9 protein-coding genes are annotated in these 14,728 nt (G+C 48.6%); 7 read left to right on the top strand and 2 right to left on the bottom strand.

The window, feature by feature from the left end:
* Nucleotides 1-436: 436 nt before the first annotated feature.
* From V7S65_RS16995 to V7S65_RS16965, 7 genes are all read left to right on the top strand, one after another.
* Nucleotides 437-2,389: a heparinase II/III domain-containing protein gene (locus tag V7S65_RS16995; RefSeq protein WP_336387380.1), complete on the top strand. Its 1,953-nt coding sequence runs from the start codon at nt 437-439 to the stop codon at nt 2,387-2,389.
* Nucleotides 2,390-2,694: 305 nt separating this feature from the next.
* A complete protein-coding gene (gene kduI / locus V7S65_RS16990) occupies nt 2,695-3,537 on the top strand; it encodes a 5-dehydro-4-deoxy-D-glucuronate isomerase (protein WP_336387379.1) in 843 nt (280 codons plus the stop codon).
* 22 nt (nt 3,538-3,559) lie between these two features.
* Nucleotides 3,560-5,782, top strand: a complete 2,223-nt coding sequence (locus V7S65_RS16985; protein WP_336387378.1) for a DUF4861 family protein — start codon at nt 3,560-3,562, stop codon at nt 5,780-5,782.
* 51 nt (nt 5,783-5,833) lie between these two features.
* Complete coding sequence (locus tag V7S65_RS16980) at nt 5,834-6,595, top strand: SDR family oxidoreductase (protein WP_111577399.1); 762 nt, start codon at nt 5,834-5,836, stop codon at nt 6,593-6,595.
* Between the two features lie 30 nt (nt 6,596-6,625).
* Nucleotides 6,626-7,678: a LacI family DNA-binding transcriptional regulator gene (locus V7S65_RS16975; protein ID WP_079469267.1), complete on the top strand. Its 1,053-nt coding sequence runs from the start codon at nt 6,626-6,628 to the stop codon at nt 7,676-7,678.
* A gap of 21 nt (nt 7,679-7,699) precedes the next feature.
* Entirely contained in the window at nt 7,700-8,893 is a 1,194-nt protein-coding gene (locus tag V7S65_RS16970; RefSeq protein WP_336387377.1) for a glucuronyl hydrolase, read from the top strand.
* Between the two features lie 18 nt (nt 8,894-8,911).
* Entirely contained in the window at nt 8,912-10,168 is a 1,257-nt protein-coding gene (locus V7S65_RS16965; RefSeq protein ID WP_336387376.1) for a DUF2264 domain-containing protein, read from the top strand.
* A gap of 70 nt (nt 10,169-10,238) precedes the next feature.
* Here the strand turns inward: V7S65_RS16965 and V7S65_RS16960 are convergent, their stop codons facing one another.
* Both V7S65_RS16960 and V7S65_RS16955 read right to left on the bottom strand, forming a co-directional pair.
* The gene (locus V7S65_RS16960) at nt 10,239-10,769 is read right to left on the bottom strand and encodes a GNAT family N-acetyltransferase (protein WP_111576649.1); all 531 of its coding nucleotides are present in this window, start codon (nt 10,767-10,769) and stop codon (nt 10,239-10,241) included.
* 19 nt (nt 10,770-10,788) lie between these two features.
* Nucleotides 10,789-14,721 carry a Pls/PosA family non-ribosomal peptide synthetase gene (locus tag V7S65_RS16955; RefSeq protein ID WP_336387375.1) on the bottom strand — a complete coding sequence of 1,311 codons (3,933 nt, stop codon included), beginning with the start codon at nt 14,719-14,721 and terminating at the stop codon, nt 10,789-10,791.
* Between the last annotated feature and the right edge of the window lie 7 nt (nt 14,722-14,728).

The raw sequence follows: 14,728 nt of genomic DNA, 5'->3' as shown, positions 1-14,728 counted from the left end.
TGACTATTTGATTATTCCGCTGGAACACCTTATGGGAGCAGGTCAGGAATGAATTATAAATTGTTAATCGGCTATCAGTGCCTTTTAACCGCCCGGATGTGTAAATGTCCCGATCCTGTAATATTTATGCAAACGTTTGTAATTTACCTGTATTTTGATATTTTTGATCTATCAGCGCGGGTCTCCGGCGATGACGCCAACAAATTCCATTGGAGCAAACTGAAGAGATCATTTACCGGTAATCTGAATTGCTGACCTGAAGCGGTGTGATTCCGGCAGAAAAGAAAGCACCAGCCATACACTCCGGCGCGAACAATTGAATGACAGTATGGCAACAAATACAAACGTTTACATCATGACGCGGTTTGGGAAATATACCATCCCTTTAACCTATTACACTGCCCTGTTTTTATCTTACAAAAAAAATAAATGTCAAATGCACGTTAAAAAACTGATCTGCGCGGTATTGCTTTTTTCAAGTATTAGTATAGCCGGTAACGTTAGTGGCCAGGATGCCGGTAAAGCCAGGAATTATTTATATGAAGAATACAGGCAGAAAGGTGGTGATGCTGCTTTTAAGGATATTATTCAGTGGAGGGAACAACGATACAAATCTGTTACGGAGAAGATTGCTGCCCTGCCGGCGGCCAGCAAGGCGATATTGCTGAAGGAAGCGGACAAGGGATTATCGTTCGACTGGCCTTCATTACCGGCTACTTTATATCTTCAATACCGTGATAATGGTAACCGTGTAAATTTTGAAAATGCGCAGTTTGAACGCCGCAAAGTATTGGCGGCGTTAGTGGCCGGAGAACTGGTGGACGGAAAAGGAAAATACATGCCACAGATCGTAAACGGTTTATGGCTGATCCTGGAAGAAAGCACCTGGGTATTGCCTGCGCATATTGGTGCACAAAAAGCAGGCAGTGGTTTGCCCGATCCAACGGAACCGGTGGTGGATCTTTTTGCCGGTGAAACTGCTGCTACACTCAGCTGGGCGCAGTTCCTGCTGCACGATCAGCTGGATAAATTTTCTCCCATCGTAAATAAACGGATTACCTATGAACTGCAACACCGCATTGTGGAGCCTTACCTGAAGCGGACTGATTTCTGGTGGATGGGATGGGGCGGCCGCGCAGTGAATAACTGGAATATCTGGATCAATACCAATGTTTTACAAACTGCATTGCTGGGTATAAATGAAACGGATATACGAAATAAAGTAATAGAGAAAACGATCCGCAGCGCGGATAATTTTGTGAACGGATATCCTGATGATGGCGGTTGTGACGAAGGTCCCATTTACTGGGGACATGCAGGCGGTAAGCTCATTGAATTTATTGATCTGCTGAACAGCGCTTCTGCCCACCGGTTGAGCTGGAGCAATAATGAACTGATTCACCGGATCGGCGCCTATATTTATAAAATGCATGTAGACAGCAGCCGGTTTGTGAATTTTGCAGATGCTTCTGCGAGCACCATTCCACCTTCACATACCGTGTATTTATACGGAACTGCTTTTCATGACCCGTTGCTGGTTAACTTCGCCGCTTACCTCTCAGGGCTGGAGAACCCCGACAGTAACAGGGTTAAAACGCCTTCCCTGGCTTTCTTTGTGTATAACGTGGAATATCGCAGTGCCTTGTTATCTGCCAAAGCAGCCCCTTATACCGCAGAAAACTGGCTCCCTGATTTGCAGGTATTGTCGCTCCGCTCTGAAGCCGGTGTCTCCAAAGGTTTATTCTTCGCCGCACAGGGCGGACATAATGCAGAAAGCCATAATCATAACGACGTTGGAAATTTTGTGCTGTACATGGATGGAAAGCCGGCGATTATTGATGTTGGCGTGGGTACCTATACAAAGCAAACATTTAGTGCCGACCGTTACAAATTATGGTTTATGCAATCGCAATGGCATAACTGTCCCACTATTAACGGTGTTCAACAGCAGGATGGCCGGAAGTTTCAGGCTACAGCTGTGGAGTACAGTCACAATAAGCTGAGTATGGATATTGCCGCTGCTTATCCGGAAGCAGCAATGGTACAATCGTGGAAACGTACATTTACATTCAACCCTGCCAAAACTTCCCTGCAATTATCGGAGGCATACCAGTTAAAAGAATGGAAGGAGCCCTTCCTGCTGCATTTTATGACCTGTCTGCCTGCCGGCACCGGCACACCCGGAAGGATTGTATTAAAAGGCGGAACTGCGGACCTGTTACTAACCTACGATCCTTCCTTATTTGAAGTGGTAACGGAGCAGCAGGAGATAAAAGATAGCCGCTTGTCACCGGTATGGGGCGACCACGTAACACGAATCAGCCTGAAGGCCCGGAGCCAGGCACTAACCGGTAAACACTCGGTGGCGTTTGTGATGCGCCGTAAATAGGTACCCATACCATCCTGTAAAAGACATTTTTTAAAATAAATGCTTGATTTTTGCAAACGTTTGCATTACTTTAGAGCTTTCGCCTGAAGCCATGTAATGGAACCGCTTTTTTAACTTTATAAAGGAAAGCCACATTGGAAAGCAGAAACTTTATCAGAATAGTGTCACTGGCAGGGCTTGCCGGAGCTATGAGCCCCGCGCAATCCATTACAACAGCGGTAAAGGGCCAAACAGTGGGCAATACTCCTGGGGCCGGGCAAATAATGAATCAGTATTCTCAATAGCTAAAAACATTCAAACATCATATGAGCACCACGTTCGAATCAAGATATGCCAGCAGTCCGGCTGAAGTAAAGCACATGGATACGGCACAACTCCGGCAGGCATTTTTAATGGAGAAAATTTTTGATGCCGACCACATCGCCTGGACGCATACACATTACGACCGGTACCTGACCGGCGGTGCAATGCCCGTGAAAGGGCCGGTGGTTCTGGAAACGATTGACCTGCTGAAAGCAGCCTATTTCCTGGAGAGAAGGGAACTGGGTATGATCAATGTTGGAGGCGATGGTATAGTGGAAGTGGACGGGGAGAAATTTGAACTGGCGTATAAAGAAGCGTTATACATCGGCAAAGGAAAACAACAGGTGATCTTCTCCAGTAAAAACGCACAAACACCCGCTAAATTCTACCTGAATTCCACTCCTGCTCATCATAGCTTCCCCACCCGCAAAGTGTCTAAAAAAGAAGCAGAAGTGGTAACACTGGGTGCGCTTGAAACTTCCAATCACCGCACTATCAATAAACTGCTGGTGAACAGTGTGCTGGAAACCTGCCAGCTGCAGATGGGCATGACAGAGCTGCAACCAGGCAGCGTGTGGAACACCATGCCGGCGCATACGCACGACAGAAGAATGGAGGTGTATTTTTACTTTGAAGTGCCGGAGGGGCAGTCCATATGCCACTTTATGGGACAGCCGCAGGAAAGCCGCCATATCTGGATGCAGAATGAACAGGCGGTTATTTCCCCGCCCTGGTCTATTCACTCCGGCGCCGGTACCAGTAACTATACTTTTATATGGGGTATGGCCGGTGAGAACCTCGACTATAGTGATATGGATCATTGCAAGATCACTGAACTACGTTAATGAACTGATAATAGCTGCTATCATGATGATGAAAAAAATTATCGCAGGAAGCTTGCTGGGCTTGTCTTTCCTGCATGCCGGCTTACCGGTGCATGCTACGGAACCTGTTACCGGGCAGCATGCCACGGTTTTCACTGATGCCTATACCGCTGCCGCGGTAAGGGCGCAAATGGAAAAAGTGGCTTCCTGGCAATGGCGCCATATTACTGCCAATGGCTGGAACCATGCGCCTACCGACTGGACCAACGGCGCTATGTATGCAGGCATGATGTCGCTGGCACAGGTAACATCCAATCCCTTCTTTATTGACCGCCTGGTACAGGTAGGAAAAGATAATGACTGGAACACAGGACCGGACCGTTTCTTCGCAGATGAATACTGTGTGGGACAGCTATACTCACAACTAAACAGTGTGTATAAAGATCCGGTAATGATCGATAAATTCCGTAAGCTGGCAGATAGCATTGTGGCAGCGCCGCATACAGAATCACTCGAATGGAAAGATGGTATTCATCATCGTGAATGGGCCTGGTGTGATGCGTTGTTCATGGGGCCTCCGGCGCTGGCTTATTTAAGCACCGCCACCGGGGATTCGCGCTACCTGGAAACCGCGGACAAGCTGTGGTGGAAAACAACTGACTACCTGTATGATAAGCAGGATAGCCTTTATTACCGCGATGGCAGTTATATCGGCAAAAAAGAAAAGAATGGCACCAACGTATACTGGAGTCGTGGTAACGGCTGGGTAATGGGCGGCCTGGTGCGTACGCTGGATAATATGCCGGCCGGTTACGCAGGAAAGGCACGTTTCCAGGACCTGTATAAACAAATGGCTTACCGCATAGCCGCCCTGCAAACTGCAGATGGTACCTGGCATGCCAGTTTACTGGACCCGGACAGCTATCCGGCAAAGGAAACAAGCGGCACCGGTTTCTACGTATATGCGTTGATGTGGGGTGTGAACAATGGTCTTTTACCGGAGAAGAAATTTTTACCGATAATACAGAAAGGATGGGAAGCACTTACCGGTTGCGTACAGCCAAATGGTAAACTGGGCTTTGTCCAGGAAATAGGCGCTGCACCCGGAAAAGCTACCGCTAACGACACGGAAGTATATGGCGTAGGTGCGTTCCTGTTAGCCGGTTCAGAACTGATCAAATATGATCTCCGGAAAAATGCGGCTGCTCACCTGGTCATCTCCAATAACACCGGTATCAACAGGATAGAAGAGGTTACAGAAATTCCTTATTCCGCTTTCAGCGCGAAATTATCCAAACAAACGTTGAAAGGTTTTAAAGTAGTAGATATTGTGAGCGGACAGGAAATTCCTTATCAGTTGATTTATGAAGGTGGTAAATCAGCAAAGAAGATATTACTACAGGTAACGCTGCCCGCTGCAGCAAGTTTGTATGCCGCAGTGGCAGAGGGTGCCCCGGCGCCGGTAAAGGCGAAAGCGTATGGTCGTTATGTACCTGAACGCAAAGATGATTACGCCTGGGAAAATGACCGCATGGCCTATCGTATGTATGGCAAGGCGCTTGAACTGGTACCGAAAGAAATGGCCTATGGTATTGATGTATGGGCGAAGCGCACCACCGATATGGTGATCGACACCTGGTATAAACTGGATAACTATCACCACGACAACGGGCAGGGATTGGACTACTACAGCGTGGGCTTAACACTTGGCGCAGGTGATACAGCGCCCTCCGGACAGGATACCATCTATTTCCCGAAAAACTACCGGCAGTCGAAAACCCTTGATAATGGTCCGTTGCGCACCACTTTTTCCCTGACCTACGATACCTGGCAGGCGGGCAATACGGCCGTTACTGTTACCAAAACCATTTCCCTGGATGCAGGTTCCCAACTCAATAAAATGCAGGTGCAATACAGCTTCAAAGGGAATGACATCCCCGTGGTAACCGGTATTGTAAAACGCAAAGAGCCGGGTACCGTATTGCTGGATGAGAAAACCGGCGTAATGGGCTACTGGGAGCCCGCTCATGGCGATGATGGCACGTTGGGTATAGGCTGCGTTTTTGCCCGGGAGGTACCGGGAATGAAAACAGATCGCGTACATTTGCTAAGCCCCGGAACAGCAGGGAGCGAGCAGCCATATGAATACTATTTCGGGGCGGCGTGGAACAAAGGCGGAAGAATTACTTCCGCTGAAGAGTGGTTCAGCTATCTGGAAACATTCGCCCAAAAAATTAAGCAACCCTTACAGGTAACGATTCAATAACTTTTCCGGCAGGCCACCAGTGGTGTGCCGGAAAGCTCCAACTTATTCATCATGGACTTATTTCAGTTAAAAGGAAAAACTGCGCTGGTTACCGGCTGCAAACGTGGTATAGGAAAGGCGATGGCGGTGGCACTGGCTTCCGCAGGCGCCGATATTATCGGGGTGTCAGCCTCCCTGGAGCTGAGTGGCAGTGAAGTGGAAAAAGAGGTAAAGGCATTGGGCCGTAGTTTTAAGGCTTATCAATCCGACTTTTCCAACCGGACCAGCCTTTATACATTTATTAAGCAACTGGAACAGGATGTTCCGGTAATAGATATCCTGGTGAATAACGCAGGCACTATTCTCCGTAAACCCGCTGCAGAACACCCGGACGAGTACTGGGACGAAGTGATTAACATCAACCTGAACGCCCAATTTATCCTGACCCGTGAAATCGGGAAAGGAATGATTGCCCGTGGGAGCGGAAAAGTTATCTTTACAGCATCTTTGCTCACCTTCCAGGGCGGTATCAACGTGCCGGGATATGCAGCCAGTAAAGGAGCCGTAGGATCGCTGGTAAAGGCATTTGCCAATGAATGGGCTTCCAAAGGAGTGAATGTGAATGCAATAGCCCCGGGATATATTGCCACGGATAATACCGCGGCACTGAGGGCAGATCAGCAACGCAGCAGCGCTATACTGGACCGTATTCCAGCCGGCAGATGGGGTGAACCGGAAGATTTTGCCGGACCAACAATATTCCTTGCCTCAAAAGCGGCTGATTATGTACATGGTACTATCCTTACAGTGGATGGTGGCTGGATGGGAAGATAACAGAACACTTACAGCTAATAGCCTCTATACATGAGCAAACGTACCGAAAAAACAATTGTAGATATTGCAGAAGAACTGAAACTCTCAGTATCTACTGTTTCACGCGCGCTGAATGATAATCCTAACATCAGCGCACGTACGAAAGATAAGGTGAAGAAGATGGCCCGTAAACTTGGTTATCGTCCTAATGCCCTGGCCGCCGGTTTGCGCAACAACAAAAGCAAAACCATCGGGCTTATTGTTCCGCGTATCTCCATGTTCTTTCCTGCCGCTATCAGTACAATCATTCAAAATAAACTGCAGGAACATGGATATAACCTGATCATCTGCCAATCCAATGATTCCTACGAACAGGAAATAGCACTGGTAAATACGCTGTATTCCGCACGGGTAGACGGATTGGTGGTATCCACCACGTTATATACCACCGACTTTTCCCATTTCGATATATTCAAGGACAACAACATCCCGCTGATATTTTTTGACAGGGTCCCCAAAGATTACAATGTAAAAGTGATTAAGGGAGATGATTACGTAGGAGGTTACACCGCCACTACCCACCTGATAGAAAAAGGTTGTAAAGATATTGTTCATATTTCCGGGCCGCTAAGCTGTAACCTGTATGTGGAAAGAGTAGCGGGGTACAAGAACGCCTTACAGGAGTTTAAGCTGCCGTTTAAAAAAACGCGCGTATTTTATCACGAGCTCACGCGCGATAACGCCTGGCAAACGTGTGAAAAAATATTCTCGCAACCACCATTTCCGGATGGCGTATTTGCATCTAACGATACTACTGCTATTACCATCATGGAGTATTGCCGTAAGATCAATGTAAGGGTGCCGGAAGACCTGAAAATAGTAGGGTATTCCAATGATCCCCGGACAGAAATTGTTACGCCGCCTGTTACCAGCGTAGACCAGTATCCAGCCATGATGGGAGAAAGGGTGGTGGCTGCCCTCATGGAACTGATCAATACCGCCCCTTCCAGCGTACCACGTTATTCACAGGAAATAATACCTATTCAACTGATAGCCCGCGAGTCTTCTGCCGGTACAGTCAAGAGCAGCGGAAAAAAGAAATGATCATACTCTAATCACGTTATTATGAAAAAGAACCTGTTCTTTATGGTACTGTTGTTGCCTGCATTTTTGATGCAATCGTATGCACAAGCGGGTAAAGCAGATAAAGCCTTACTGGCAAAGGCAGATGCCACATTGCAATTTGCCGCCAGGCAGTATAAGCTGATGATGAAGCATGTGCCCGACAGCTTGTTACCCCGTAGCACCAGCAAAGACGGCAGTTTGATGACGTCTAACTCCGGCTGGTGGACCTCCGGTTTTTATCCCGGTACCAACTGGTATCTTTTTGAATACACCAAAGATCCGGCCTTTAAGAATGAAGCCCTGAAAAGAATGGCACTTGTACAAAAAGAACAGTACAATACCCACACACATGACCTGGGCTTTATGATGTATTGTCCTTTTGGCAATGCGCTGCGCATCACAAAAGACACGGCTTACAAAGCTATCCTGCTTACCAGTGCAAAGTCACTATCCACGCGGTTTAATCCAACCGTAGGTTGTATCAAATCGTGGGATCACGGCTCCTGGAAATTCCCGGTGATCATTGATAACATGATGAACCTCGAATTGCTGAACTGGGCCACCCGCGAAAGCGGTGATAAACAATTTGCAGACATTGCACGCATACACACCAACACCACCATGAAAAATCATTTCCGCCCGGATTACAGCTCTTACCACGTAGTGGATTATGATCCTGCTACCGGCGCCGTAAATGAACGTAAAACGCACCAGGGGCTGGCAGACAGCTCTGCCTGGTCGCGCGGACAGGCATGGGGGCTCTATGGTTACACCCTGATGTACCGCGATACAAAGGACAAAGCTTACCTGGAACAGGCACGTCATATTGCAGACTTTATCCTGAACAACCCGCATATGCCGGTCGACCTGGTGCCCTACTGGGACTATGATGCACCGGATATTCCCAACGCACTGCGTGATGTATCTGCTGCATCGGTAGCCGCATCTGCACTGCTGGAACTGAGCCGCTACACAGGCAAAGCCGATGGCAAACGTTACTGGAACGCCGCAGAAAAAATGCTGACAAGCCTTTGCAGCCCGGCATACCTGGCGAAGGAAGGAGAGAACAATGATTTCATACTGATGCATAGCGTAGGCCACCTGCCTAATAAATCGGAAGTAGATGTACCACTCACCTACGCCGATTATTATTTTGTAGAAGCATTGCTGCGGTATAAACAATGGGCGAAATAACGCCGTAAATTTATTTGCATGGACAGACGTTTTTTTATCAAGGCTATTCCTATGGCAGGAGTGGCCAGTACCATAGGCACAGAAAAAGGATTGCTGAAAGTAATGGCTGCTGAAAAGCCTGCGACCGGCGACAGGGAGTATAATGTGGATCTGATGATTCGTATATGCCGCCCCGTTATAGAGCAGCTGAGCAAAGGAAAACTGAAGGCTACCATGCCTACCGAAGTGGCGCCCAGCTATGGAAAGCCGGTGGATAAAGTAACCTATCTCGAAGCATTTGGCAGAACTCTCGCCGGTATTGCACCCTGGCTGGAACTGGGGGAAGATAATACAATGGAAGGCAGCAAACGTATTGAGATGCTGGAGATGACCCGTAAAGCTATAGCAATGGCGGTAGATCCTGCCTCTCCGGACTATATGAACTTTACCGGCAAGTTTGATGCGCAGCCATTGGTAGATGGCGCTTTCCTCGCGCATGGATTACTACGCGCCCCCAAACACGTTTGGGGCAGGCTGTCTGCTAAAACACAACAACAGGTTATAGATGGCCTGATCAGCTTACGCAGCATTAAAGCATTTACCAATAACTGGGTGTTGTTCTCCGCTATCATTGAAGCCATGCTGCTGAAATTCGGCGCCGACTGGGACCGCAAACCAATAGACCTGGCTGTACAAAAAATGATGGAGTGGTACAAGGGCGATAGTATGTATGGTGATGGCGCACATTTTCATTACGACTATTACAACTCCTTTGTAATTCATCCCATGCTGGTAGATGTACTAAAGGTGATGGCTGAAAAAGAAGAAAGCAGTAAAGCCAATTATGAACTGGCATTAAAGCGGATGCAACGCTATGCTGCTATTCTTGAAAAACAGGTATCTCCTGAAGGGACTTTCCCGGTAGTGGGTCGATCGATGCCCTACCGCAACGCGGCTTTCCAGGCATTGGCGCAAATTGCATTAGAAGAGAAATTACCCGAAGATATATCCCCTGCACAGGTAAGATGTGCACTAACGGCAGTGAATAAACGAATATTTGAAACGCCTGGTACCTTTGATAAAAAAGGCTGGCTGCAAATTGGTTTCTGCGGGCATCAGCCGGAAATTGCAGATGTTTATACCTCTACCGGTAGCCTGTACTTATGTAGCACCGGCTTCCTGGCATTGGGGTTGCCTGCTTCAAACCCTTTCTGGTCGGCGCCTGCGCAACCCTGGACATCAAAGAAAGCATATGCGGGGGCTCCTGTAAAAAAGGATCATGCTATTGATTATTAATGACATTTCTTCTTAAGTAAAAACAGCGGCAGGGAATATTTTTCTGCCGCTGTTTTTATTTAAGAAGAAATTATAAGTCAGGAAGAGGTGGAAACAATGGAACCGGTTTCTTTCCATCAGGAGTTAACCATTTCTCATATACCAGCCGTACCGGTTCATAATCTTTCGACACCAGGAACTGTTGCATACGATGGTTGTTGGCCAGTGTATATCTTACTATTCTACGGATACCCATCTCTACGTATATCCGTTCCAGTTCCTCATTCATCATCCTGTAAATACCCTGCCGGCGGAATTCATTGGCCACATAGCCATCAGATACATACAGGGTGTTACCGGTGTAATCTTCAATCCGGCTTTCATCCGGTTCTTCCAGGTAGGCAAAGATGAAGCCTGCCGGCTGCGCATCAACATATGCCAGCAGGCAGGTACCATCGCAGGTTTCCTGCATTTCCATTACATGCTGCATGTAGTTTGAAGCAATGCTTTCCCAGGCGGCTGTTTTCAGAAAGAATGTTTTTTCCGAGAGATGCAGCTGCTCCATCATGCTGCTGATAAGATCATAGTGATCTCTTATCTGTATGGACCGGATGGTGATCATTTTCGTATATACGGTAGCGTTATTCGGGTTTAACCGGGCTGCCTGTCCAGCTGGTACCCGGTTGTAATTTTTCTCCTTTCATTAACAACGAGAGGGGTGCAATGTTTACATCATCGCCTATCTCACTGTCGTACAGGATGATAGATCTTGCGCCAATGCTGCTTCTGCGGCCTATTTTAATGGGTCCTATCTTCATTACCCGGTCTTCAAACAGGTGTGTCTGCGGACCACTGTCTTCATTCAATACGCTGTCAGTGCCTATTTCCACCATATCAAATTCTGTGATATCTGCGGTATTCAGCAATACGCGGCGGCCTGTTTTTACACCCAGCAGCCGGAGTATTACCGGCAGCCAGGGCGTTCCTTTCAGGTATTCCAGCAGGAACGGAATAGAGAGGGCTTCGTAAGTAGAAGTAATCGCTTCGCTGCGCCATACATTGGAAGTCCACATAGGACTTTGCAAAGCCTTGTATTTGCCGACAAGAATCCATTTGAGCAATACCGTGAAAAGGAATGCGGGCAGCCCCAGGAAAAAGAGATAATAGAAGGGGAACTGCAGCAGGATCATCCACCAGGCTTCATCTGTTACGAGGTCGTGGGCATAGGCGATGAACAGGATACTGCAGCAGATCACCACTGTTTCGGGGATCAGGATACGTATAAACTCCACCGTAGCCCTGGCCAGTTTGCGTTGTGGTGATGGGTGAGTGGTGAGTTCCGGCGGAAAGAAATGACTTTCCTGGCGGCGTGGCAGCGCAATGGCCGGCGATCCAAACCAGTCGCGCGCAGTACTTGCTGCCAGCTGTTCTTTGGATGGCGGCGTGGATAGCACGCCTATCAGCATATTCTCCGGTAATTCATATCCCTGCGGTATCAGGGCGCTGTTGCCTACAAAGCTGGTGTTATGGATAATTGTTTTTTCCAGTATCAGTTGTTGCCCGCGTACATCGGATTCGCCGAGAGTTACCGCATCCGCAATAAAGGCGCCGTCGCCGATTTCCAGCAAAGGATGGGTAACGCTGCTGGCGGTAGATACTTCTGTATTGCGGCCTATCTTAGCACCCAGTGCACGGAATAATGAAGAAATATATACCGTGGCAAAAATAGGATGGATCACAATCAGGGATAACGACATCAGCTGATCGGCAAACCATTTACGGGCATAAAACGCACTGTAAATAGGGTAGGTACCCGGCTTAATGCCCCATTGCAGTAAACGGGTGAGCAATACTGTCTGCCCGGTAAATAAAATAATATAACTCAATGCCAGTGCCGGTGTGATCACCATGTAATTGAAGTTATAGTCCGGCGCTGCATTATCCATCTGGTTGAGGGTAATGATCGTAGGCAATAACGGCAATAACACCGTGAATGGAAATACCAGCAGGAACAGGGAAAAGATAGCGCTGTATTTTCTGCGGGTTGCTTTTGATACGGGCAATGGTTGCGGCAGATCGCTGATATTTTTAGTTACTTTTAACACTGCCGGACTACCCTGCCATACTTCGCCTGATTTCACGGTACTGTTGGCGGGTAAAAAGCTGAGGTCCTGTAACTCGCTCCAGGCTTCCATTACCGTATCACCGCCAATAACTGCACTGCTGCCTATGTACGCATGATCACCAAGATGTACGGTGCGGAGTTTCAGCAGGCCATCTTCCACGAAAGCATTATTAATCACTGCCTGTGAACTGATACTTACATCACTGCCAATCGTAACAAGATCTTCCGCGCCAATAGTCACCGCGCCGAGTTGCGCATCCGGCGCTATTTTCACACCCAGCATCCGGAGATAAGCGGGGTATAGCGGTGTACCATTAAGGAACTGTGAAGGCATGAGACGCTGGATTGTTTTTACCAGCCACCAACGGAAATAATAGGTACCCCATAAAGGATAATCTCCTGCTTTCATTTTTCCGATGACCAGCCATTTTGTACTGATAATAAGAATAGAAAAGAGAGGAGGCAGCAGGCAAAACATGATGAGCGCGGTAACGATAGCATATCCCAGGTGGCTGGTATCCTGTTCTACATAATAATATCCGAGGTAGGGAAGAAATATCTGCATGGCAAATAATCCGAAGATCACCAGTACAGCAATGGTTTGCGCTATCCAGCAACTTAGGTGACGCCACCACGGCACTTTATTAAAAACACGATGCGGCTTTGGGGCCGACTGTGGTTGTGCGGCCCATACATTTACCAGTTCCTGCAGGGGGCGATGTATATAAATATCTTTGAGAGATGCATTCGGCACATTGGCTTCCCGGCGCAGTCGTGATACAAAAGCAGCTGCCAGCAATGAATGTCCTCCGAGGTCTGTAAAAAAGTCCTGCTGAAGATCGATTGTCCTGTCGGGAAATACCTTTGCCAGGATAGCGCTGATCCTGTCGGCAACGGGTGCATCCGGATCGATGGCTTCATGGGTGGTTACCTGTGTAAAGGCAGCCGGAAGAGGCAGTGCCTTGCGGTTTATTTTACCGCTGGGCAGGCGGGGCATGTCTTCCAGCGCTACAATGGTGCCAGGCACCATGTAGGGCGGTAATGTTTTGGCGAGCGTTGCGCGGAGGGCGGATTCATCGAAAGGAGAATGATCTTCCTGTACAATATAACCCACCAGCTGGTCCTGGTCGTTGCTGTCTTTTTTTACAGCTACTGCCGCTGCGGCGATGCCGGCAATGGCATGGAGCTGGTTTTCAATTTCTCCCAGTTCGATCCTGTATCCGCGTAGTTTGATCTGATCATCGAGGCGGCCCTGGAAGTCGATACTGCCATCCGGTAAAATGATGGCGGCATCACCGGTGCGATACAGGCGGTTGCCGGGCAACTCCGTCATGGAAGATGGTTTATCCACAAATTTTTCCCGGGTCAGCTCGGGGCGATCAATGTATCCGGCGCCTACTCCGGGGCCTGAAATAACGAGTTCCCCGCGTTCGCCTACCGGCAGGATATCCAGTTTTTCATCTACCACGGCCATGTTGTAATTGGGCAGTGGCTGACCGATGGTGATATAATCTCCCGGCCTTAGTGCGGCGAAAGTAGCGCTGACCGTTGTTTCCGTAGGGCCGTAACTGTTATAGAAGTGACGGGGAGGCGCTGCCCACCTGGATAACACCTGTGGTGTACATGCTTCGCCACCGGCGTTGATGAGGCGCAGTGTGGGGATGTTATCATCCATAATGGCGAGCAGGCTGGGAACGGCGTGTAGTACGGTAATTTTCTCCCGGCGCAATACGTCGCCCAGTTCATCAATGGCCTTCGCGGTAGTAGCGTCGGCCACCCAGAGGGTAGCGCCGGCGAAGTAACTAAGCCAGGTTTCTTCACACCACATGTCAAAGGATACAGAGAAGCCCTGGTATACCTTATCGGTGGCGCGGATATTTAAAACGGTTTGTTCTGCCCTGATAAGGTGGCAGATCTGCCGGTGACTGATCGGAATGCCTTTGGGTTTGCCGGTACTGCCGGAAGTGTATAATACGTAGGCAAAGTTTTCGGGTTGTGGTCCGGCATGAAGGGTGAATACTTCGGTGCTGTCGGGTACCGGGGGTATGGATAATACCGGGGCTTCCAGCTGGAGAGGCACTTCGCTGAAGCAGGCGGCAGCCTTTACTTCTGTAAGTACGCCTTCCACTCTTTCCGCGGGCATTTCCCGGTCGAGCGGTACATAAGCTGCACCGGCCTTTATGATACCCAGTATTGCGGCATGCAGTTCCAGGCTGCGCGGCCACCAGATGCCTACTACACTGCCGGGGCCTATTCCTTTGGATTGCAGGAATGCGGCGATGGCATCGCTCCAGTGATCCAGCTGTTGATAAGTAAGCGTTTGTTGCTGGAATATCAGTGCAGTGTGATGGGCGTGTTCCTGCACTGTTTGTGAAAAGATATCTGCCAGCGTTTCATGGTGAAGCAGCTCTGGCTGTTGGGGCCCTTTAACTATACTGTAAACATTCATAAGTTCG

The sequence above is a fragment of the Chitinophaga sp. CCNWYY40 genome, from assembly GCF_037483205.1.
Lineage (GTDB): Bacteria > Bacteroidota > Bacteroidia > Chitinophagales > Chitinophagaceae > Chitinophaga > Chitinophaga ginsengisegetis.
This window is presented reverse-complemented; position numbering and strand designations above follow the sequence as displayed.